At 69.4% G+C, this 22,070-nt stretch carries 22 protein-coding genes; 6 read left to right on the top strand and 16 right to left on the bottom strand.

Annotated features, from left to right (window positions below):
- Nucleotides 1–158 precede the first annotated feature (158 nt).
- Nucleotides 159–794 (bottom strand): TetR/AcrR family transcriptional regulator, encoded by a 636-nt coding sequence (locus tag ACFY5A_RS09735; protein ID WP_105672712.1) that lies wholly within the window; start codon nt 792–794, stop codon nt 159–161.
- Nucleotides 795–889: 95 nt separating this feature from the next.
- Here ACFY5A_RS09735 and ACFY5A_RS09730 point away from each other — a divergent pair, with 95 nt between their 5' ends.
- A complete protein-coding gene (locus ACFY5A_RS09730; protein ID WP_387233530.1) occupies nt 890–2,326 on the top strand; it encodes a DHA2 family efflux MFS transporter permease subunit in 1,437 nt (478 codons plus the stop codon).
- A 63-nt stretch (nt 2,327–2,389) separates the two neighbouring features.
- On the opposite strand, the gene guaB is transcribed toward ACFY5A_RS09730, so the two are convergent.
- A complete protein-coding gene (guaB, locus tag ACFY5A_RS09725; protein WP_223586957.1) occupies nt 2,390–3,892 on the bottom strand; it encodes an IMP dehydrogenase in 1,503 nt (500 codons plus the stop codon).
- 260 nt (nt 3,893–4,152) lie between these two features.
- Here guaB and ACFY5A_RS09720 point away from each other — a divergent pair, with 260 nt between their 5' ends.
- Genes ACFY5A_RS09720 through ACFY5A_RS09705 form a run of 4 tightly spaced genes read left to right on the top strand, consistent with a single transcriptional unit; the run spans nt 4,153 to nt 8,228 of the window.
- Nucleotides 4,153–5,502, top strand: a complete 1,350-nt coding sequence (locus ACFY5A_RS09720; protein WP_341940025.1) for a branched-chain amino acid ABC transporter permease — start codon at nt 4,153–4,155, stop codon at nt 5,500–5,502.
- A 2-nt stretch (nt 5,503–5,504) separates the two neighbouring features.
- A complete protein-coding gene (locus tag ACFY5A_RS09715; RefSeq protein WP_105672708.1) occupies nt 5,505–6,482 on the top strand; it encodes a branched-chain amino acid ABC transporter permease in 978 nt (325 codons plus the stop codon).
- 49 nt (nt 6,483–6,531) lie between these two features.
- Nucleotides 6,532–7,494 (top strand): ABC transporter ATP-binding protein, encoded by a 963-nt coding sequence (locus tag ACFY5A_RS09710; protein WP_105672784.1) that lies wholly within the window; start codon nt 6,532–6,534, stop codon nt 7,492–7,494.
- Complete coding sequence (locus tag ACFY5A_RS09705; RefSeq protein WP_105672707.1) at nt 7,491–8,228, top strand: ABC transporter ATP-binding protein; 738 nt, start codon at nt 7,491–7,493, stop codon at nt 8,226–8,228. Before ACFY5A_RS09710 ends, ACFY5A_RS09705 begins: the two co-directional genes overlap by 4 nt.
- Nucleotides 8,229–8,333: 105 nt before the next feature.
- Here the strand turns inward: ACFY5A_RS09705 and ACFY5A_RS09700 are convergent, their stop codons facing one another.
- The 3 genes from ACFY5A_RS09700 to groES form a co-directional block, all read right to left on the bottom strand.
- Nucleotides 8,334–9,593, bottom strand: a complete 1,260-nt coding sequence (locus tag ACFY5A_RS09700; RefSeq protein WP_341940026.1) for an ABC transporter substrate-binding protein — start codon at nt 9,591–9,593, stop codon at nt 8,334–8,336.
- A 144-nt stretch (nt 9,594–9,737) separates the two neighbouring features.
- A complete protein-coding gene (gene rarD, locus ACFY5A_RS09695; protein WP_387233525.1) occupies nt 9,738–10,673 on the bottom strand; it encodes an EamA family transporter RarD in 936 nt (311 codons plus the stop codon).
- 152 nt (nt 10,674–10,825) lie between these two features.
- Nucleotides 10,826–11,122 carry a co-chaperone GroES gene (gene groES, locus ACFY5A_RS09690; protein WP_017203655.1) on the bottom strand — a complete coding sequence of 99 codons (297 nt, stop codon included), beginning with the start codon at nt 11,120–11,122 and terminating at the stop codon, nt 10,826–10,828.
- 142 nt (nt 11,123–11,264) lie between these two features.
- Between groES and ACFY5A_RS09685 the strand changes: the two genes are divergently transcribed.
- Nucleotides 11,265–12,470, top strand: coding sequence for an SAM-dependent methyltransferase (locus ACFY5A_RS09685; RefSeq protein WP_387235917.1), 1,206 nt, complete (start codon nt 11,265–11,267; stop codon nt 12,468–12,470).
- Here ACFY5A_RS09685 and ACFY5A_RS09680 read toward each other — a convergent pair whose 3' ends face one another.
- The 11 genes from ACFY5A_RS09680 to ACFY5A_RS09630 form a co-directional block, all read right to left on the bottom strand.
- The gene (locus ACFY5A_RS09680) at nt 12,471–13,670 is read right to left on the bottom strand and encodes a hypothetical protein (RefSeq protein ID WP_387233522.1); all 1,200 of its coding nucleotides are present in this window, start codon (nt 13,668–13,670) and stop codon (nt 12,471–12,473) included.
- A 45-nt stretch (nt 13,671–13,715) separates the two neighbouring features.
- A complete protein-coding gene (locus ACFY5A_RS09675) occupies nt 13,716–14,180 on the bottom strand; it encodes a hypothetical protein (RefSeq protein WP_341940029.1) in 465 nt (154 codons plus the stop codon).
- The gene (tsaD, locus tag ACFY5A_RS09670; protein WP_341940030.1) at nt 14,177–15,241 is read right to left on the bottom strand and encodes a tRNA (adenosine(37)-N6)-threonylcarbamoyltransferase complex transferase subunit TsaD; all 1,065 of its coding nucleotides are present in this window, start codon (nt 15,239–15,241) and stop codon (nt 14,177–14,179) included. Before tsaD ends, ACFY5A_RS09675 begins: the two co-directional genes overlap by 4 nt.
- Nucleotides 15,238–15,729 carry a ribosomal protein S18-alanine N-acetyltransferase gene (rimI, locus tag ACFY5A_RS09665; protein ID WP_387233518.1) on the bottom strand — a complete coding sequence of 164 codons (492 nt, stop codon included), beginning with the start codon at nt 15,727–15,729 and terminating at the stop codon, nt 15,238–15,240. Before rimI ends, tsaD begins: the two co-directional genes overlap by 4 nt.
- Nucleotides 15,726–16,337 (bottom strand): tRNA (adenosine(37)-N6)-threonylcarbamoyltransferase complex dimerization subunit type 1 TsaB, encoded by a 612-nt coding sequence (gene tsaB / locus ACFY5A_RS09660; RefSeq protein WP_387233515.1) that lies wholly within the window; start codon nt 16,335–16,337, stop codon nt 15,726–15,728. Before tsaB ends, rimI begins: the two co-directional genes overlap by 4 nt.
- A complete protein-coding gene (locus ACFY5A_RS09655) occupies nt 16,334–17,491 on the bottom strand; it encodes a hypothetical protein (RefSeq protein WP_387233512.1) in 1,158 nt (385 codons plus the stop codon). Before ACFY5A_RS09655 ends, tsaB begins: the two co-directional genes overlap by 4 nt.
- Nucleotides 17,488–19,077: an ATP-binding protein gene (locus ACFY5A_RS09650; RefSeq protein ID WP_387233509.1), complete on the bottom strand. Its 1,590-nt coding sequence runs from the start codon at nt 19,075–19,077 to the stop codon at nt 17,488–17,490. The genes ACFY5A_RS09655 and ACFY5A_RS09650 overlap by 4 nt, the downstream gene beginning before the upstream one ends.
- A gap of 169 nt (nt 19,078–19,246) precedes the next feature.
- A complete protein-coding gene (locus ACFY5A_RS09645) occupies nt 19,247–20,047 on the bottom strand; it encodes a response regulator transcription factor (RefSeq protein WP_387233506.1) in 801 nt (266 codons plus the stop codon).
- A complete protein-coding gene (gene tsaE, locus ACFY5A_RS09640; RefSeq protein ID WP_223586964.1) occupies nt 20,044–20,529 on the bottom strand; it encodes a tRNA (adenosine(37)-N6)-threonylcarbamoyltransferase complex ATPase subunit type 1 TsaE in 486 nt (161 codons plus the stop codon). Before tsaE ends, ACFY5A_RS09645 begins: the two co-directional genes overlap by 4 nt.
- Entirely contained in the window at nt 20,526–21,632 is a 1,107-nt protein-coding gene (alr, locus tag ACFY5A_RS09635) for an alanine racemase (protein WP_223586965.1), read from the bottom strand. Before alr ends, tsaE begins: the two co-directional genes overlap by 4 nt.
- Nucleotides 21,629–21,988, bottom strand: a complete 360-nt coding sequence (locus ACFY5A_RS09630; RefSeq protein WP_105672694.1) for a holo-ACP synthase — start codon at nt 21,986–21,988, stop codon at nt 21,629–21,631. Before ACFY5A_RS09630 ends, alr begins: the two co-directional genes overlap by 4 nt.
- Nucleotides 21,989–22,070 lie beyond the last annotated feature (82 nt).

Here is a 22,070-nt window from a genome sequence, read left to right as displayed (position 1 = left end):
GTTGTGGTGCGCGGGGGTGTGTGTGTTTGCCCCCGGGGGGGGGGGGGTGTGGGGGGCCCCCCCCCCCCCCCCCCGCCGGGGGGGGGGGGGGGGCCCCGGGGGGGGGGGGGGGGGCCCCGCCCCCCCCCCCCCGCTTCTCGTCTGTGCGAAGCCTGGGGCTACCAGCGCTCGGCGCCGCGCGGGAGCACGTCGAGCACGTGCGGCAGCTCGCTCGGGAAGCAGGAGCGGAACAGCTCGGTGATCTGGGGGTCGGATCCGTAGTCGTCGACGATGCGGAGCCCGATCATGGTGCTGATGAGCATGCCCTCGGCGAAGAACGCCCTCGCCTCGTCGGCATCGAGCCCCACCTCGTCGCGGAAGAAGCGCCAGACCTGTGCGAACCCTCGGCGCGCGGCCGGACCGATCACGGGATGGCTGCCGAGCAGGTACGAGTGCGCGAGGGTCTGGTGGAGTCCGCGCACCTCGATGAGGTCGACGTACGCCTCGCCGATGCGCTTGCCCGCGGGGAGGTCGTCGTCTTCGCGGGCGAGGGCGGCGCGGAACGACGTCAGCAGTCGGGCGAGCGCCTCCTCCACCGCGGCGAGGAAGAGGTTCTCCTTCGAGCCGAAGAGGCGGACGACGTAGGGCTGACTCACGCCGGCCGCCCGAGCGACCTCGTCGGTCTTCGCGCCTTCGTAGCCACGCGCGCCGAACACCGCGAGCGCCGCCTGGACGATCTGCGCGCGCCGTTCCTCCGAGGAGAGTCGCCTGCCCGAGTCGTCGGAGAGGACGTCGGATGCGGCGGCTGAGGTCATGTCGAAAGGCTATCAGCGAATCACTTGACTTTGTAATCATTCGATTACTACATTGCTTCCAGGACAAGTAATCATTCAATTACAACTGGAGCATCATGTCTCAGCCCACCCCCGCGATCAGGCGTCGCCCGGTCGCGCTCGTCATCGCCGCGGCATCCCTCCCGATGTTCATGGCCACGCTCGACAACCTCGTCATGACCAACGCCCTCCCCGTGCTGCACCAGGAGATGGGCGCGAGCGTCGAGGAGCTGCAGTGGTTCGTCAACGCCTACGCCCTCGCGTTCGCCGGCGCGATCCTCATCGCCTCCGCTCTCGGCGACCGGTTCGGCCGCCGCACCGTCTTCGCGATCGGCATCGCCCTCTTCGGCGTCGGCTCCCTGTTCGCCGCCCTCAGCTCCGACCCCGGTCAGCTCATCTCCGCCCGTGCCGTCCAGGGGCTCGGAGCCGCAGCGGTGATGCCCCTCTCGCTCGCGCTCCTCACCGGAGCCGTCCCCGCATCGCGTCGCCCGCTCGCCATCGGCATCTGGGGCGGCGTCTCCGGACTCGGAGTCGCGGTCGGGCCGCTCGTCGGCGGCGCCATCATGGAGGGCTGGAACTGGCAGGCGATCTTCTGGATCAACATCCCCGTCGCGATCGTCGCCATCCCGCTCGCACTGCTCGTGCTCCGCAACGACTTCGGCGCCCGCTCCCGCATCGACATCCCCGGAGCCGTGCTCGCGGCATCCGGCGTCCTCGCTCTCGTCCACGCGATCGTGCGCGGCAACGACGACGGCTGGGACTCCCTCGGCGTGATCCTCGAGCTGGCGCTCGGCACGGTGCTGCTCGTGGCCTTCGTGATCTGGCAGATGCGCGCGAAGGCTCCTCTGGTGCCGCTGCGCCTGTTCCGCGACCGCTCCTTCTCGATCACGAATGTGGTCGGCTTCGCCTTCAGCTTCGGCACCTTCGGCTCGGTGTTCATCCTCATCCAGTACCTGCAGGTCGTGCAGGGGTCGACCCCCTTGGAGGCCGCGGTGCAGACAACGCCCTGGACACTGGCCCCGATGTTCGTCGCCCCGCTCGCCGGCATGATCGCCCCGCGCGTCGGCACGCGCGCGCTACTCGTGCCCGGCCTGCTGCTGCAGGGCGTCGCCCTCGCATGGATCGCGCAGATCACCGCCCCCGACCTGCAGTACCCGAACCTGATCGCCCCGTTCATCCTCGCGGGCATCGGGATGGGACTCGTCTTCGCCCCGTCGGCGACGGCGCTGCTCGCGACCCTCGGACTCGTCGACCACGCCAAGGCGTCCGGCGTCAACTCGACTATCCGCGAGCTCGGCGTCGCACTCGGCACCGCGGTGATGACCGCGATCTTCGTCGGAGCGGGCGGCCAGCTCACACCCGACCTCTACGTGGACGCCGCGAAGCCCGCCGTGTTCACGGGAGCCGCCGTGCTGTTCGCGGCGACGGTGATCGCGCTGTGGCTCCCGTCCGGGAAGTCGACGGATGCCGCCGCGTCCGAGGCCGTCGAGACGGAGCCGGCGCTCGCGCACTGAACCGAGGATGCAGAAGGGGGCGGATGCCGCAGCATCCGCCCCCTTCTCTCGCCTATGCCGGGCTCACTTCTTGTAGTTCGGCGCCTCGACGACGATCTGCACGTCGTGCGGGTGCGACTCCTTGAGGCCGGCCGCGGTGATGCGAACGAAACGGCCACGGGCCTTGAGCTCCTCGATCGTGCGCGCACCGACGTAGAACATCGACTGACGCAGGCCGCCGACCAGCTGGTAGGCGACGGCCGAGAGCGGCCCGCGGTACGGGACCTGACCCTCGATGCCCTCGGGGATGAGCTTGTCGTCGCTGGGCACGTCGGCCTGGAAGTAGCGGTCCTTCGAGTACGAGGTCTGCTTGCCGCGCGTCTGCATCGCTCCGAGCGAGCCCATGCCGCGGTACTGCTTGAACTGCTTGCCCGACTGGAAGACGATCTCGCCCGGCGACTCGTCGGTGCCCGCGAGCAGCGACCCCAGCATCACGGCGTCCGCACCGGCCACGAGGGCCTTCGCGATGTCGCCCGAGTACTGCAGGCCGCCGTCGGCGATCACCGGGACGCCCGCGGGGCGCGCGGCGAGCGACGCCTCGTACACCGCGGTGACCTGCGGGACGCCGACGCCGGCGACGACGCGCGTGGTGCAGATCGACCCGGGGCCCACGCCGACCTTGACCGCATCCACCCCTGCGTCGACGAGCGCCTGAGCGCCCTCGCGGGTGGCGACGTTGCCGCCGATGACGTCGATGTGCGCGAACGACTCGTCCGCCTTCAGGCGGCGGACCAGGTCGATGACGCCCTGGGACTGGCCGTTGGCGGTGTCGACCACGAGCACGTCGACTCCCGCGTCGCGCAGCGCCTCTGCGCGCTCCCACGCGTCGCCGAAGAATCCGATCGCGGCGCCGACGCGCAGCCGACCCTGGTCGTCCTTGGTCGCGAGCGGGTACTTCTCGCTCTTGTCGAAGTCCTTGATGGTGATGAGACCAGCGAGCCTTCCGTCCGCGTCGATGAGCGGCAGCTTCTCCACCCGGTGACGGGCGAACAGCGCGATGACCTCGCCCGCCGCGACGCCGACCGGAGCGGTGACGAGGTTCTCGCTGGTCATGACGTCCTTGACGAAGGTCGTCTGACGCTCGAAGCCGGAGACGAACCGCATGTCGCGGTTGGTGATGATGCCGACGAGCTTGCCATCGGGGTCGACCACGGGGAGGCCCGAGATGCGGTACTTCGCGCACAGCGCGTCGACCTCTTCGACCGTCGCGTCCGGAGTCGTGGTGATCGGGTCGGTGATCATGCCCGACTCGCTGCGCTTGACGCGGTCGACGTGCGCGGCCTGGTCGGCGATCGACAGGTTGCGGTGCAGGATGCCGATGCCTCCCTCGCGCGCCATCGCGATCGCCATGCGCGACTCCGTCACGGTGTCCATCGCGCTGGAGAGCAGCGGGGTCGCGACCGAGATCCGGCGCGTGATGCGCGAGGAGGTGTCGGCCTCGCTCGGGATCACATCGGTGTGCCCCGGGAGGAGCAGCACATCGTCGTAGGTGAGTCCGACGAAACCGAAGGGATCGTGCTGGTCCATGGATTGTCCTCCTGCGGGGCGCGTGGTGGGGCGGCGGCGTGTACCAATTCTAAGCGTGTCGCGGCTGGAGATATTCCCCGCTTCTCCGCAGGAGGACGGGGATTCCGAGGCCGCAGCCGCGTCGTCGGACGACACCGGCGGCGCGCCGTGAGCAGATCGTGCCTTGGCTGAAACAGAACCGACACATTACGCTCATACCGTCGTACATCAAGGCTGATGAACAACTCCGTCATCGCCTGCGTACTGGGGCTGGAGGATCTGTGAGTCTGACGATCACGGCGAGACGGAGCGGAACCCGATGGATCGTGGTGGCGCTCGGCGCACTCCTCGCCATCGCGTTCCTCTGGTTGCAGCCCCCGGCCGCGGCATCAGCCGACACGACGGACGACGGCCAGGAGATCACAGACTTCTACTTCGCCGGCGTCATCACCTTCGATGACAAGCCCGTACCCGATGTGGTCATGACCATCAAGGGCAAGGGCTTCGACGGAGAGACCAAGACGGATGCCGACGGCAAGTGGCGCCTGTATGTGCCGGAGAAGGCGACGTACACGCTCACCGTCGACGAGGACACGCTGCCGAAAGGTGTGATCGTCGACGCCGCGCAACTCCCCGAGGGCACGCAGCCCATCGCGGGGACGACGGCGTCGTTCGAGGTCGAGTTCGGGTTGACCGGCACGAAGATCATGAACCTCTTCCTCGGCGAGGGAGAGCGGATCACGGTCTCCTTCTGGGATCAGCTCTTCTCCCGTCTCGTCGGCGGGCTCAACTTCGGGCTGCTGCTCGCGCTGGCTTCGATGGGTGCGGCGCTGATCTACGGCACCACGCGCATGTCGAACTTCACGCACGGCGAGATGGTCACCTGGGGTGGACTGCTCGCCATGGTCACGACCACCTTCTGGCACCTCCCCCTGTGGGCGGGACTCATCGCCGCTGTCGTCGGAGGCGGCCTGTTCGGCTGGGGCATGGATGCCGCGGTCTGGCGCCCGCTCCGCCATCGCGGTCTCGGCACCGTCCAGTTGATGATCGTCAGCATCGGTCTGTCCCTGGCGCTGCGGTACGTCTTCCAGTACTTCGTCGGGGGCGGCACCTACCAGCTCCCCGGCGCGAGCCCCACACCGATCCAGCTCGGGCCGATCTCGCTGTCGTACATCGACATGATCGCGATGGGCGTGAGCATCATCGTCATCCTCGCGGTGGCCTACTTCCTCACCCGCACCCGCATCGGCAAGGCGACCAGAGCCATCTCCGACAACCCGCAGCTGGCCGCCGCCTCCGGCATCGACGTCGACCGGGTGGTCCGGATCGTCTGGGTCGTCGCCGGTGTGCTGGCCGCGATCTCCGGCATCCTGTGGGCGTACTTCCGCCCCGGCGTGAAGTGGGACATGGGCACCCAGATGCTGCTGCTCATGTTCGCCGCGATCACGCTCGGCGGACTCGGCACCGCGTTCGGCGCGCTCATCGGCTCGCTGATCGTCGGCATCGCGGTCGAGGTCTCCACCCTGTGGATCCCCTCCGACCTGAAGTACGCGAGCGCCCTCGTCGTGCTGATCGTGATCCTCTTGGTCAGGCCGCAGGGTCTGCTCGGACGCAAGGAAAGGTTGGGCTGATCATGGACTTCGGAAGCATCTTCTCCAACACCGCCGTCTACCTCATCAGCCCGGTCACGATCGCGTACGCCCTGGCGGCGACGGGCCTGGCCGTGCACTTCGGCTACGCGGGCCTGCTGAACTTCGGCATGGCGGCGTTCATGGCGATCGGCGGCTACGGCTACGCCATCTCCGTGCTCTCGTTCGGGCTCCCCTGGTGGCTCGGCATGCTGATCGGCATGGCCGGCGGCGCCCTGTTCGCCGTGCTCCTCGGCATCCCGACCCTGCGGTTGCGCGCCGACTACCTCGCCATCGCGACGATCGCGGCGGGAGAGATCGTGCGACTGCTGTTCACCACTCAGCTGTTCGACGAGTGGACGAACTCCGCAGACGGACTCGCCCAGTACAACGGCGGCTTCCGCGACGCGAACCCCTTCCCCGAGGGCACCTACGGGTTCGGCCCGTGGACGTTCTCGGCCGACGACCTGTGGAACCGCGTGTTCGGCATCCTGCTGCTGGCCGTGTCGATCCTGCTGGTCTGGTCTCTGATGCGCAGCCCCTGGGGTCGCGTGCTCAAAGGCATCCGCGAAGACGAGGACGCGGTGCGCTCGCTCGGCAAGAACGTGTTCGCCTACAAGATGCAGGCGCTCGTCGTAGGCGGGGTGATCGGCGCCGCCGGCGGCATCGTGTTCGTGCTCCCCTCGGCCGTCGTGCCAGGCAACTACACGACCTCGCTCACCTTCTTCCTGTGGACGATCCTGCTGCTCGGCGGCGCCGCCACGGTGTTCGGACCGACGCTCGGAGCCGTGCTGTTCTGGGTCGTGTTCGCGTTCCTCGCGAACCTGCTGCCCGGCATGGCGAAGGCCGGCGTGCTTCCGATGTCCGACAGCCAGGCCTCGACGCTCGTGTTCATCTTCGTCGGTGTCGCACTCATGCTGCTCGTGATCTTCCGCCCGCAGGGCATCCTCGGAGACAAGAGGGAGATGACCTTTGTCAAGTGAACTGAACCCCGAGGGCTCCGCGGAGTCCGCCGCCCCCGCGACGGGAAGCATCCGCCGTCCGAAGACGACGGGCCTCGCGAAGGGACCTGCGGCGCCCGGCGTCGCGAAGGTCGATCCGATCCTGGTGGTCGACGCGGTGCAGCGCCGCTTTGGCGGTCTCACCGCGGTCGACGTGGACCACGTGGAGATCCCCCGTGGCGCCATCACGGCCCTGATCGGGCCGAACGGCGCCGGCAAGACGACGCTCTTCAATCTGCTGTGCGGGTTCGACCGCCCCAACAGCGGCTCCTGGTCGTTCGACGGGAACAACCTCGCGGGAGTGCCCTCGTTCAAGGTCGCGCGGATGGGCCAGGTCCGCACGTTCCAGCTGACGAAATCCCTGTCGCTGCTGACCGTGCTCGAGAACATGAAGCTCGGCGCCCCGCACCAGAAGGGCGAGGGCTTCTGGGCCTCGCTCTTCCCGTTCCTCTGGCGCTCGCAGGACACCGAGATCGAGACGAAGGCGCGCGAGCTGCTCGCGCGCTTCAAGCTCGACGCCAAGGAGAAGGACTTCGCGGCAGCGCTCTCCGGAGGTCAGCGCAAGCTGCTCGAGATGGCTCGGGCGCTGATGAGCGACCCCACGCTGGTGATGCTCGACGAACCGATGGCCGGCGTCAACCCGGCCCTCACCCAGTCTCTGCTCGACCACATCCTCGACCTCAAGGACCAGGGAATGACCGTGCTCTTCGTCGAGCACGACATGCACATGGTCAGGCACATCGCCGACTGGGTCGTCGTCATGGCCGAGGGGCGCGTGGTGGCGGAGGGTCCGCCGGAGGACGTCATGGAGGACCCCGCGGTCGTCGACGCCTACCTCGGCGCGCACCAGGACCTCGACCTCGGAGCCGTCACCGGTCGCATCCCCGTGCTAGAGGACGCCGCGGCCGCACGACTGCGCGAGAAGATCGAGGCCGAAGCCGAGGCGGAGCTCGCCGCGGAAGAGACCGATTCCCCCGAGGAGGGTCGCGCATGAGCGATGAGAAGGTGATCGTCGAGCTGAAGGACGTCCATGCCGGGTACCTGCCGGGCGTGAACATCCTCAACGGGGCGAATCTGGTGGCCAGGCAGGGCGAGTTGATCGGGATCATCGGCCCGAACGGCGCCGGCAAGTCGACCCTGCTGAAGTCGATCTTCGGCATGGTGAACGTGCGCTCCGGCGACATCACCGTGAACGGCGAGAGCATCGTCGGCCTCAAGGCCGACAAGCTCGTCAAGCGCGGGGTGGCGTTCGTCCCGCAGACGAACAACGTCTTCCCCTCGCTGACCATCGAGGAGAACCTGCAGATGGGACTCTTCCAGAACCCCAAGATCTACGCCGAACGGCTCGAGTTCGTCAGCGGCATCTTCGCGGAGCTCGGCAAGCGGCTCAAGCAGCGCGCCGGCTCCCTGTCGGGTGGAGAGCGCCAGATGGTCGCGATGTCGCGCGCTCTGATGATGGACCCGTCGGTGCTCCTGCTCGACGAGCCGTCTGCGGGCCTCTCCCCCGTGCGGCAGGATGACGCGTTCATCCGCGTCTCCGACATCAACAAGGCCGGCGTGACCACGATCATGGTCGAGCAGAACGCCCGTCGCTGCCTGCAGATCTGCGACCGCGGGTACGTCCTCGACCAGGGCAAGGACGCGTACGAGGGCACGGGGCGCGACCTGCTGAACGATCCCAAGGTCATCGGGCTCTACCTCGGCACGCTGGGCACCGACGCCGCCTGAGACGCGTTCCGTCTCGTCACTGCGCTCCTCACTCTACGAGCGAGACGAACGCGCAGGACACGGAGAAGGCCCCGGATGCGAGCATCCGGGGCCTTCTCAGCGATATCAGTTGGTGCGGGTGATGGTGTTGTCCGCGCCGTACTTGTAGATGCCGATCGTGGCGTCCTGCGGGTCGCCGTTCTCGTCGAACTTCACTCCTCCGGAGTAGCCGTCGTAGTCGGCCACCTTGCCGGAGTTGATGATCTTGGCGCAGTCGGCGAAGGTCGTGCACTTCTCACCGTCGCCGGAGCCGCCCGAGACCTCCTGCATCTTCGCCGCGATGTCGGCGCCCTTGGTGGAGCCGGCGGCGAGCGACGCGAGAGCCACGAGCACGACAGCGTCGTACGCCTCACCCGCGTAGGTGAAGTCCTTCACCTCGGCGTTGCCCTCGCCCGTCCAGAAGGTCTGCAGACGCTTCGTGAAGTCGTCGGCGAGCTTGGGGCCGGCCTTGGTGCCCTGGGCGCCCTCGAGCGAGACAGGGATGTCGGTGCCGTAGTCGGACAGGTTTCCGTCGACCATGTAGAACTTGTCGGCCGTGATGCCGGCGTTCACCAGCAGCGGGGCGATCGTCTTGAACTGGTCGAACGAGACGATGGCGACGGCGTCCGGGTTCTGCGCCTTGATGGTCTCGACCTGCGCGTCGAACTGCGCGTCGCCGACGTTGAACGACGCCTCGGCGACGACCTTGCCGCCGGTGCCCTCGAACGTCTTCTTGATGGCGTCGTTGAGGCCGGTGCCGTACGCGTCATTCTGGTAGATGATGCCGAGGGTCTTGTGTCCGTCTTCGGCGATCAGGTTGCCGAGCACCTCGCCCTGCAGCAGGTCGCTGGGGGCGGTGCGGAAGTACAGGCCCTTGTCGTCCCACGTGGTGAAGTCGGGAGAGGTGTTCGAGGCCGAGATCTGGAGGATGCCCGCGGCGACGTTGCCGTCGAGGATGAGCTTCGAGACGCCGGACGCCGCGGCGCCGACGATGGCGGACACGCCTGCACCCTGCAGCTTGGTGATCGAGGTCTCATAGGCCTTCGTGTCGGTGTCGCCTTCGTCCTCGGCAGTGAGGTCGATGGTGATTCCGGCCTTGGCGTCGTTGATCTCCTTGACCGCGAGGCCGACGCCCGACTCCATGGGCGGGCCGAGGAAGGCCAGAGCACCGGTCTGCGGCAGCAGCGACCCGAGCTTGAGAGTGAGGTCGGCGGACGGCTTGTTGCCGCCGTCGCCGGAGTCGGACGGCGTGCTGCTCGCACAGCCCGAGATGACGAGTGCCGACGCGCTGACCAGCGCGACCCCGGCGAGGACCTTCGCTGCGCGCGAGCCCTTCAGTGCGTTCATGTTGCTCCCTTGGATATCTGAGCGTGGAATGCGACCACGATCGGGTGCTCTAACCCTAGAGCGTGGCAGGAGCGCGTAGTGGGTGCTTAGGTTTCGGTGCGTTAACGATCCGACACCGGGTTCCGCCGTCGATGCACCCGAGGTTCAGACGAGTTCTGCAGGGCCGCTTCCACGGCTCCGCCGCCCCGCGAGGAGAAGGTCGGCCACGAACACGCCGATCGCGATCCAGACGAGGATGAAGCCAGCCCAGCGTGCGGGAGGCATCTCCTCATGCAGGAAGGTGACGCCGATCACGAACTGCATGATCGGGGTGATGAACTGGATCATCCCGATGATGGTGAGGTCGATCCGTCGCGTCCCCGCCGCGAACAGCAGCAGCGGCACCGCCGTCGCGACGCCGGCGAAGCCCAGCAGCAGTGCGTGGGGGACGCCGTTCGCCCCCATGGTGATGCCTGCGGGGGTGAAGGCCACCAGGATGAGCTGCACGATCGCGATGGGGATGAGCCAGAAGGACTCGAGGGTCAGACCGCTCACGGCATCCACCGCCGGTCCGATCTTCTTCTTGATGAGTCCGTAGATGCCGAAGGACGCGGTGAGCGAGAGCGCGATCCAGGGGAACTCCCCGTAGGCGACGACGATCACGATCACCGCGACGGCGGCGATGCCGATCGCCGCCCACTGCATCCGGCGGATCCGCTCGTGCAGCACGAAGACGCCCAGCAGCACCGTGGTGATCGGATTGATGAAGTAGCCGAGGCTCGTCTCCACCACCCGGTCGTTCAGGGTGCCGAGGACGAACACCTGCCAGTTCACGTAGATCAGCAGGCCAGCGAGCGCCGTGAGGCCGAGCAGCTTCGGCTGCCGGATGATGACGCCGAAGGCCTTCCATCCGCGTGTGACGGTGAGCAGGATCAGGCAGAAGACGAAAGACAGCAGCACACGCCAGGCGACGACCTCCCACGCGCCCGTGGGCACCAGCAGCAGGAAGTACAGCGGCAGCACTCCCCAGAGCAGGTAGGCGGCGACGGCGTAGACGGCCCCCGCGGTCTGGCCGGTGCGGGCGGGGGCGTCAGGGGTCACCGCACAACCCTATGCCCGTGGGCGGAGGCCGAACGCGTGTTCAGCCGCCACGACCGCGGTTCGGCAGGAATCGGTCGCCGCATGACTGCTCCGGACATGCGAAGGGGTTCGGATGCCGAAGCATCCGAACCCCTTCTGCGTTGTGCGCTGGATCAGCGAACGACGACCGCGAGGACGTCGCGAGCCGACAGGACGAGGAACTCGTCTGCGCCGAACTTCACCTCGGTGCCGCCGTACTTGCTGTAGAGCACGCGGTCGCCCACGGCGACGTCGAGCGGGACGCGGTTGCCGTTGTCATCGATGCGGCCGGGGCCCACGGCCACGACCTCGCCCTCCTGGGGCTTCTCCTTGGCGGTGTCGGGGATGACCAGGCCACTCGCGGTGGTCTGCTCGGCCTCGACCTGCTTGATGACGATGCGGTCCTCGAGCGGCTTGATGGAAACCGACACGGTCTACCTCTTCTTTCTTGACGCTGACACGAAAGACTTGTTCGCACTCTCAACCCGAGAGTGCTAATCCAGTCTAAGCGCTCAGCTGGCACTCATGCAATGCGAGTGCCAGCCGGGCACGACCTAAGCTGAACGGGTGGAGATGTCCGAGCTGCGCGCCCTGCTCACCCCCGACGGACTCGAGCTCCTCGACGCCCTCGGGCCGATCGAGTCGACGGGCGAGGTCGCCAGGGCCGTGTCGCGGCTGCGCGCTGCGGGTCATTCCCCTGAACTCGTCTCGGCAGTCGTCGGTCAGGCCCACCTGCGCGCCAGGGCACGGGCGAAGTTCGGCGACTTCGCCGAGCGGATGCTGTTCACCCGCGCCGGCCTCGAGCAGGCGACGAGACTGGGGGTCGCCGCACGGCACGCCCAGCGCATCCGCAGCGCCGGTCTGACGAGCGTCGCCGATCTCGGCTGCGGAATCGGCGGCGACGCCCTCGCCTTCGCCGGGGCAGGACTCGAGGTGACCGCCGTCGACGCCGACGAGGTGACAGCCGCGATCGCCGCGTACAACCTCGCGCCGTTCGGATCGGACGTGCGCCACAGCACGGCGGAGGATGCGCACCGGGAGCTGAGCACGGCGACCGCGCCCGCCGCTCGCGCGATCTGGATGGACCCCGCGCGACGCACCTCCGGGCACGCCGAGACCCGCCGCGTCTCGGCCGACGACTACTCGCCGTCGCTGGACTGGGCCTTCGACGTGGCATCGCGCACGCCGACCGGCATCAAGCTCGGCCCCGCGCACGATCGCGACAGCCTCCCGGCAAACGCCGAGGCCCAGTGGGTGAGCGCGGACGGCAGCGTCGTGGAGCTCGTGGTCTGGACCGGCGTCCTCGCCAGAGAGGGCGTGCGCAGAGCGGCGCTCCTCATCCGCGGCGAGCGCTCCTACGAGCTCACCGCGGGCGCCGACGCCGAAGACGCGCCGGTGCGCCCGCTCGGCGCCTTCCTGCACGAACCGGACGGAGCCGTCATCCGCGCGCGGCTCATCGGCGACGTCGCCCGCAGCCTGGAGGCGGGGATGCTCGACGAGCGCATCGCATACCTCACCTCGGATGCCGCGCTCACGAGTCCGTTCGTGCAGTCGTTCCGCGTGCGCGAGACGATGCCCGCCAATCCCAAGGCGATCAGTGCGGTGCTCAAGAGGAACGGCATCGGCACCCTGGAGATCAAGAAGCGCGGCATGGACGTCGACCCTGCGGCCTTCCGCAGGGAGCTCGCGCTGAAGGGCGCGGAGTCGGCGACGCTGATCCTCACCCGCATCGGCGACGAGCGTCTGGCGATCCTCGCCGACCGGGTGTCTGCGGCCTAGTCAGCCGGCAGGGTCTACGGGGGCCTGGACCTCGATCGGATCCCCCGACTCGGTGTCGATCACCACGAGCGATCCGCCGGTCGGACCCTCGGTGATCGTCAGGTAGGGCATGCCCCAGCCGGTGAACTCCACGGTCAGGGACCACGGCGAGTCGTCCGCGTCGCCGGAGCTCAGCCGGATCGGCGCCTGCTTCCCGCTGTTGTCCGGTGCGGCGCACTTCGATGCGTCCACGACGTCGACGATCAGGCATCTCTCCATCGAGCCCGTGTCGGTGAAGCGGTCGGCGACCCACACGGATTCTCCGCGGAAGTGTCCGATCAGGGACATCCCCGGCTGGTACCCCTCGTCGATGAGAGCCTGGGCACGCACCTTCTCCTCGCCCTCGAACTGACTGAGCATGGAGTCGTCGTAGTCCCAGCGGTTGATCGCGACCATCACCTCGCCGGCCGTGGTGAGCATGCCCGTGGCGTTCACACTGCTTCCGCCCATCGAGCCGCCCTCGTCAGAAGGCACCGAGATCGACGCGTTCAACGGGAACGTGGCGAACTCGTCATCGGTGACGCAGTTGATGGAGGACTGCTCCCCCACATCGAGGGTCAGGCACGACTGCGACTCCGGCGCGCTCTTCGTCGCGAACCAGACGAGGGCGTCTCCATCGCGCGCGACGGCGCGCAGCGAGCCGTCGTCGAATTTCTGCGCCGTGTAGAGCTCCAGCTTGCGCTCCACCTCCTCCGCGCTGAGCGGGATGTCGCTCGCGCGCGGAGAGAACAGCGCCCAACCCGCGCCGAGTCCGATCGCCAGCAGGACGGCGGACGCAGCGGCCACGGGCTTCCCGTGCGACCGCAGAGTCCTCCAGATGCCCGGCGCCGCCTCGTCTGCCGCGCTCTCGGTCTCGGTCTCGTCGGCCACGGGCGCCGCTGCGGCGTTCTCCTCGTCGACGACTCCCCGCGTGACGGGAGGCTGCACCTCGCCCGCCCGCATGCCGTCCAGGCGGACTCCGTCCACCGGCCCCGTGTCGCGGACCGCCGTCCGCGCGGAGCGCTCCGCTGCGGGGGCTGCAGCCTCGGGGCGGGCGCTCTCGCGGAGGGCGTGCTCGAGCTCGTGCAGACGCCGAGCCTCGGCATCCGTGAGCGACGCCTCGCGGCCGTACGCCTTGCGCTGGAGCGCACGACGCTCCTCGCCGTCATGATCGTGCGGCATCGGCCCCCCTGATGACATCGATGTCCGGTCGGCGTCGAGCATCCGCTACCCGAACCTCTCGAACTGCAGACCGGCCCACACCAGCCAGCCCAGACTGTACGTCGTCGCCGCGAGGCCGAGCACGAGAGCCCACGTCGCGACGGCTCTGCTCTCGGCCGGACGCCGCAGCGACATGATCGCCGCGATCACGGCCACCACCGCGACCGGGATCACCCAGCCGACGAAGAACGAGGCGCACAGCGAGACGATCGCGGCGAGCAGCGCCCAGGGCGCGAGCCGCGTCTCGTCGACGGACGCGGGCGCAGCCGAGGGCTCCCACCCGTCGTGTTCGTCGTCGTCTTCGAGGTGCGGACCGCTGGCGACGATCGGCTCCACGGTCACCGGCCCGGTGGGCAGCTTCGTGTACGCGTCGCGTCTGGCGCCGGGGAGACGAGCAGACCCCGCCGGCCGCTCGACCTCGCCGCTGGGTCCTTCGATGCGGGCGCGCAGCCCGTCGTCCGGTGTGGTCATGAGCGCTCGGCCACCTGGATCTCCGTGACGGGGAGGGTCGAGTCGGCGCCGAAGGCGAGGGTCGACGGCCGCCGACCGGAGGAGATCAGCTCTGCGGCGAGCGCCGCGATCATGGCGCCATTGTCGGTGCACAGCGACAGCGGCGGGATGCGCACCGTCACCCCCGCCTTCTCGGCACGGGCGAGCGCGACCTCGCGCAGCCTGCGGTTCGCGATGACGCCCCCGCCGAGCAGCAGTCGCGGGACCCCGAGATCCTCACACGCCGCCAGCGCCTTCGTCACGAGCACGTCGACGACGGCCTCGCGGAAGCTCGCCGCCACATCGGCCACCGGCACCTCGACGCCATCGGCCTCGCAGCGCTCGACCCAGCGGGCGACGGCGGTCTTGAGTCCGGAGAAGGAGAAGTCGTAGCGGTGCTTCGCCAGATCGGACGCCTTGGACAGGCCACGGGGGAAGCGGATGGCGTTCGGGTCGCCGTCGACCGCGGCCCTGTCGATCTCGGGCCCGCCGGGGTAGGGCAGGGAGAGGAGCCTTGCGACCTTGTCGAAGGCCTCGCCCGCGGCGTCGTCCATGGTCTCGCCGAGCAGCTCGACGTCGGTCGTGAGGTCGCGGACGTGCAGGAGCGAGGTGTGCCCGCCCGAGACGAGGAGCGCGATGGTCGGGTACTCCAGCGGCGCGGAGTCCGCCGTGAGGATGTCGGCCGCGATGTGCCCCACCAGGTGGTTGACCGCGTACAGGGGCTTGTCGATCGACACCGCGAGGCCCTTGGCCGCGCCGACGCCGACCATGAGCGCCCCCGCGAGCCCCGGCCCGCTGGTGACCGCCACCGCGTCGAGGTCCTGCAGACGGATGCCGGCCTCGTCGAGAGCCGCGTCGATCGACGGCTGCAGCGCCTCCAGATGAGCGCGCGCGGCCACCTCCGGAACGACGCCGCCGTAGCGGGCGTGCTCGTCCATGCTCGAGGCGATCGTGTTCGAGAGCAGGGTGCGTCCGCGGACGATGCCGATGCCGGTCTCGTCGCAGCTCGTCTCGATGCCGAGCACAAGGGGGGCGGCGGTCATGCGGTCTGCTCCTTCGACGTCGCGGTGCGCCGCGCATCCCACGCGCGCAGGTCGAGGCGCATCACGATCGCATCCACATCGTCCGGCTGATAGTAGCGGGGGCGGCGGCCGATCTCCTCGAAACCCTCCGAGAGGTACAGTCCCGCCGCGGCGGGGTTGTCGTCGCGCACCTCGAGGAACACCTCTCGTGCGCCCCGCCCCACTGCAGCCTCGAGCAGCGCGCGCAGCAGGGCCCGTCCTCGGCCCTCACCGCGGCGATCGGCGTCGAACGCGATGGTCTGGATGTCGGCATCCGACCCGCCCTGCAGCGCCCGCACACCGCCGTAGCCGATCGTCACGCCGTCGACCTCGTCGACGAGGTAGCGGGCGTGCGGGCTGGCGAGCTCGGACGCCATCGACTCGGCGCTCCACGCGTCGGTCGGGAACGCGCGGTTCTCGATCGCCATGATCCCGTCGAGATCGGCCGGAGTCGCGGGACGCAGCGTCATGATCCCACCCGCTTCGGCACTCCGGGGAGCACGACGTCGGGGTGCCGCAGGTACAGCGGCTCGTCGTCGGCCAGGACGCGTCCTGCCGCGAGTGCACGCGCCGCGACCCGCGCCAGGTCGGCGCCGGACAACTCGGACACGTCGATCCGCCGGATGCCGCCCAGGTGCGCATCGGCCTCGACCGCGGGCACGAGAACCGTGTCGGCGACGACGGCGGGGATGCCGTCGGCATCCGTCCCGTCGAACACCGTGACCGCGACCTCTCGACGACGCGCGTCGGTGACGATGGCGAACGGACCGTCGGCGGACACCGAGAGCGCCGCCGCGAGATGGCTCGGCACCGGGACCACGGGGATGCCGCGCCCGAGGGCGAAGGCACGAGCCGCCGCGATGCCGATGCGCAGGCCGGTGAAGGGCCCGGGGCCCATGCCGGACACGACGTGGGTGATCTCCCCCGCCCCCGCGTCCTTCAGGACATCGGCGAGCAGATCGCCGATCACCTCGGCGTGCCCGAGCGGGTCGGCGGTCGCCGCCTCGGCGCGGAGGGCGCCGTCAGCGTCGATGAGGGCCACGGCGGTACCGAGGGAGGTGTCGACGGCGAGGATCACGCTTCCAGGGTAGCCGGGGATGCTGAGCCGTTCTCCTCCGCGCGCCTCCAGCGGTCGCCGCCATCGGCGCGGGCGGACGCCGATGCCGTGCCGGCCGCTGCCGCCAGCGCGTCGTAGTCGTGCCCCCACGCCGAGGCGCTCGCCCAGCCGATGCTCGCCGACACCCGGATCCCGGAGGCACCCGCATCGTGCTCGATCGCCGAGATCCGCTGCAGCAGAGCGCGGATGTGATGCCGGATCTCCTCTTCACTCCCGCGGATGACGATGATCGAACGGGAGTCGTCGACGCGATCGGCATCGGCACTCGCGGGGAGCACCTCCTCGATGTCGGAGTGGAAGCGCTCGACGATCGCCGCGTATCCGGTGCTCGTCGACGCCTCCCTGAGGTCCAGCGGATCGTCCAGCCGCACGTCGAGGACGGACCAGGCGTTGTCGTTCTGAGCCTGTGCCTTGCGAAGCCTGCGCGCCGCACGCGCGGCCGCATCACCCGTGGCCGGAGCGACCCGATCTGACCGCACGAGGAGCACGAGGGTGAACGCCGCGCAGATGCTGGTCACCACGGTGCCCACGCTGTTGACGCCACGGAGCACGCTCAGCTGCTCGTCGGAGCTCACTCCGTTGTCCAGCAGCACGGAGACGGCACCGGCGATCGCGACGACGACGAAGGAGCACGCGGCCAGGAGAAGCGGCATCGTGATGTCGCGCGACACCGTCTTCAGTCTGATCAGCTCCCACGCGACCAGCCCGGCGAAGACGCTCGCGCTGAGGAAAGAGAGGCGGAACGTCACCTGGAACGCCGGTGTCCCCGCCGCGAGCACGAGCACGGTCGGGATGAGCACCATGAAGGCGAGGAGCGGCCACCAGAGCGTGCGCGCACCCCTGTGCATCCGCAGCCCCAGCCAGAGGAGCGGCTCGAAGCAGAGCAGCAGTCCAGATGCTCCGGCCGTCAGACGCGGCTCATGCAGCTGGAGACCGGCCACCCACAGGTAGGTGCCGAGCATCCCCAGTGCGAACGCCGCCCCCCAGGTGATCGTCGCCCTGCTCGGCCGTGCGAGCGTCGCGAGCCCGATCACGACCACCGTCACGACCGTCACCACCGCGACCATGCTGGTCATGACGTCGACGCTGATCGCGGTGTGCGTCAGCTCCCTCATGATCCGTCCTCCTCGATCAGCGGGAACCGCACCGTGACACGGGTTCCCGCACCGGGAGCGCTGCCCACCTCGATGCTCCCGTCGTGGTCGGTCACGATGTCGCGGGCGATGCCCATGCCCAGCCCGGTGCCGGGGGCGCCCCCGACCACGGCCCGCGCGGTGCGGAAATAGGGGTCGAAGACCCGCGCGACCTCGTCGGCCGTCATCCCGTCGCCGGTGTCGGCGATCGAGAGCACCGCCCCGCCGTCGTCGACGCCGAGACGCACCCGGATGCCGCCACCGCCCGGGGTGTACTTGACCGCGTTGCTCAGCAGATTGTCGAGCACCTGGCGCAGACGGAAGGCGTCTCCGCGCACCACGAGGCTGTCGAGTCCCTCCACGACGAGCTCCTGCCGGTTACTCCTCGCGATCGCCGAGTACGACGCCGCCGACGCATCGACGACCTGGCGGAGATCGACCGGTTCCGGCAGCGACTCCGACGCGCGCCTCGCTTCGTCCTGCGTGCTCTCCACCAGCCGCTGCATCCGTTCGCTGGCGTTGGAGATGACCTCCAGCTGCGCGACGACGGAGCCGGGCAGATCGTCCCGCTCCCGCAGGAGGTCGACGTGGCCGAGGATCGCCATCAACGGGTTGCGCAGCTCGTGCGACACGATCGCGGTGAGGGTGCGCCGCTCCTCGGCGGCCTCGATCAGTGCGGTGACGTCGTCGATGATGAGCAGGGTGCTGCGGTCGCGCGCCGTCGCGTCGGCGAGGCGCTGCGTGCTCGCCTGCAGTGCGCGCCACCGCCCCTCCTGATCGAAGAGCCAGATCCGCTCGCTCCTGAGCTCCTCGCCACGTGCCGCGAGCGACAGGGTCGTCCGCTCTGGCGACAGCGGTGCACCCCTGCGCTCGTCGTACTCCACGGCCGTCGACGGCAGAGCGGCCCCGAATCGATCACGCCCGTACAGCGTGCGATAGGCGTCGTTCATCTTCAGGATCCGACCGTCCGCGTTGACCACGACGAGCGCCACGTCCAGGGCGTCGATGACCTGCGTGACCCGCTGCTCCTGGGTCTGCGCACGATCGGCGGCCCTCTCCGCCTGCTCGGACTGCCGCTGCAGGAGCCGTCTCGCGGCCCGCGAGCGCTGTGCGCCGATGCGGATCGTCGTGCCGAGGAAGCTCAGCGTCAGCACGACGATGAGCACGCGCACGAGCACGTCGGCGGGCTCTCCGCTGCGGCTCGTGAAGAGGAGAAGACACGCGCTGATGAAGCCGATGCCCGCGAACACCCACGGCAGCGCGAAGTACGATGCGAGCCAGGCCACCGGGAACACCCAGAGGAGCTCGATGCGCATGCCGGGAGCGCTCGTCGCCAGACCTACGGCGAGCGCGTCGAGAAGCGGCACCGCGACGACGATCGACTGCGGGATGCGTGGCCACGGAACCATGAGCGTCACCAGGGTGGTCGCGACGAGAACGACGAGCCCCAGCGCCACCAGCGGGTTGCCGAAGGTGTGCGGTGAGAAGGCGGCGATCACCACGACGACCGCGAGCATGCTGCCCGTGAAGATCAGCTGCCATCGCCAGATCGACAGCGTGCGGGACATCGTCGACCGCCTCTCCCTCGATCCTCAACGTTCTCGCAAGATTACTCAAAGAAGGCGGATGCTGCGTCCGCCGGGGGCGGCGCGGGCAATACGATCCTGATGGGGACGGAAACCGCGGCTGGGGAGCGCGGCTGGGGGCCGCGGTTGGGGAACCGCGGCCTCGACCGCCCTAGGCCTTCGGGACTCCGCCGGTCGGGAGATCAGCGGACGTGAGGCGATAGCCGACACCGCGAACCGTCTCGATGAAGCGAGGGTCGGCGGGGGTGTCGCCGAGCTTGCGGCGCAGATTCGTCATGTGCGCCTCGACCGTGCGCCTGTCTGGCTCGCCGACGTAGTCGGACGCCCCTCCTGCGGTGTCGCCGCGGAGGACGAGGGCCAGTTCGGACTTGCTGCGCACACGGCGTCCTGAATCGAGCAGGGTCGCCAGGAGATCGAACTCGGTCGGGGTGAGCTCGACCTCTCCGCCCCCGACGAGCACCGTGTGCGTATCGGGATCGAGGGAGAGGTCGCGATGCGTCTGCAGGCCGGCCGCAGGCGACGGCATCGGCGCTCCGCCGGAGGGGGACCCGGGCGCGGGCGGCGCCTCGAAGCGCGGACGACGCATCACGGCCTCGATCCGGGCGCGCAGCTCGCGCGGGCGGACGGGCTTCACGAGGTAGTCGTCGGCCCCCGCCGAGAGTCCGAGGACGACGTCCGGCTCCTCGGAGAGCGCGGAGAGCATGATGATGAACGTCGTGCTGACCTCGCGGATCCGTCGTGCAGCCTCGAAGCCGTCCATCCCCGGCAGATTCACGTCGAGCGTCGTGATCACGGGGTGGTGCGCGACGACGGCGGCGATGCCCTCGGGCGCAGAACCCGCCAGCACGGTCTCGAACCCCGCGGCGCGGAAGACCTCGTCCAGCAGCGTCTGCACGTCGACGTCGTCCTCGATGATGACGGCGACGCGCGCGGACTCCGAGACGGTGCTCATCGACGCTCCTCCCGAGCGATCGTCACGATCCTGGGAGCGTCGGCGTCCAGCTCGGACGCGTCGAGGCCGTCCGCGCGCCCGACGGGTCGCTCCAACTCGACGTCCCACCACGCGTCGGCGAGATCCTCGGCCATGCCCCGGCCCCACTCGACGACCACGACGGACCGTGCGAGATCGAGATCGAGGTCTTCCAGCTCCGCTCCGGAGCCGAGCCGGTAGGCGTCGACGTGCACGAGCGGTGCGCGACCGACGAGCGACGGATGCGTGCGCGCTATGACGAACGTCGGGCTCTGCACGGGTCCGCGCACCCCGAGTCCCTCGGCCAGCCCCCTGGTGAAGGTGGTCTTTCCCGCACCGAGCGGACCGGTGAGGATCAGCAGGTCCCCTGCCTCCAGAGTCGCCCCGAGCGTCCGCCCGAGCTCCTCCATGTCGTCTGCGGTCTCGATCTCCCGACGTCCGAGGAGGGAGGGGTCGACGCTCACGTGGTCCTCCGCGGAACCCTGGCGCCGATGCGCGTGACGATCTCGTAGCCGATCGTGTCCGCGGCATCCCCCCACTCCGCCGCCGACGGGACGCCGAGCGTGGGGTCGCCGAACAGCACGACCTCGTCGCCGATCGAGACGGGGGTGTCGCCGACGTCGACGACGAACTGGTCCATCGCGATGCGTCCCGCGTTCAGGAAACGGCGCCCCCCGATCGACACCGGAAGCCGGCCGGATGCGTTCCGCGGAACCCCGTCCGCGTACCCGAGCGGCACGAGCACCAGGGTCGTGTCCCGATCGGTGCGGTGGGCGTAGCCGTATGAGACGCCCGTGCCGGCCGGCACCCTGCGCACGGCCGCGATGGAACCGCGCAGCGTCATGGCCGGCCGCAGGCCGAGCGATGCCGACGTGCGCTCCTCGAAGGGCGATACGCCGTAGATGCCGATGCCGATGCGCACCGCGTCGAGGCGCGTCTCCGGCAGGTCGATGGCGGCGGCGGTGGCCGCGATGTGCCGGATCTCTGGGCGGATGCCGAAGGAGGCCGCCGTCGCGACACCCTCCTCGAACCGCGCGAGAGCCGCCCTGTCGTCCTCGGGAGAGGTGTTGGAGAGATGGCTGAAGAGCCCCACGATCCGCAGACGTCCGATGCGCTCCAGCCGAGCGGCCTCCGCGAGCACGCGGCCCCAGTCGGCGGGGGCGATGCCGTTGCGCGACAGCCCGGTCTCGAACTTCAGATGCACGCCGACGGGATGGTCGACGTCGGCCGCCCTGGCAGCGGCCTCGAGCTGGTCGAACGACGAGATCCCGAGCTCGATGCCCTGCGCTGCCGCCTGCTCGAACCGCTCCCCCGGAGCGTGCAGCCACGCCACGATCGGGGCCGTGATGCCCTGTCGTCGCAGATCGAGAGCTTCGGGGATCTCCGCGACCCCCAGTCGGGTCGCGCCTCCGGCCAGAGCGGCGACGGCCGCGGCTGCGGCGCCGTGTCCGTAGGCGTTGGCCTTGACGACGGCGATGACCTGCACGCCGGTGAGCCTCGTGAAGTGGCGCACGTTGTCGCTGATGGCGCCGAGGTCGATGCTCGCCTCGCGGAACGGAACGGTCACAGCGGCTCTCCTTCGGCGACGACGAACGCGGCGGCGAGGCCTGCGTCGTGGGTGAGGGTCAGGTGCAGCGTGGTGATGCCGCGCTCGTCGACGACGGCGGCGGTCGTGCCGCTGAGCACGAACCGGGGTCGACCTGAGGCCTCGGATGCGATCTCGATCTCGGTCCAGTGCACGCCGTCCGAGCCGCCGAGCGCCTTGATGAGCGCCTCCTTGGCGGCGTAGCGCGCGGCCAGCGACGGCAGCCGCAGGGTCTGCTCGCTGGGCGTGAAGAGGCGCTGCAGCAGTCTGGGCGTGCGCTCGATGGTCCGCTCGAATCGCGGGATGTCCACGAGGTCGATGCCGGTCCCGATGATCACCCGTTCAGCCTAGTAGGCGCCGGTTCCGGCATCCCCGCCGTGTTCCTCGTGCCCTCCGTTCGTCGGCGCGAAGGCCCTACTG

It is taken from the genome of Microbacterium sp. NPDC012755, from assembly GCF_042901325.1.
In the GTDB taxonomy this organism is placed as follows: domain Bacteria; phylum Actinomycetota; class Actinomycetes; order Actinomycetales; family Microbacteriaceae; genus Microbacterium; species Microbacterium natoriense.
Note: the sequence above shows the minus strand (reverse complement) of the source record. Positions and strands in the feature narration are given on the sequence as shown.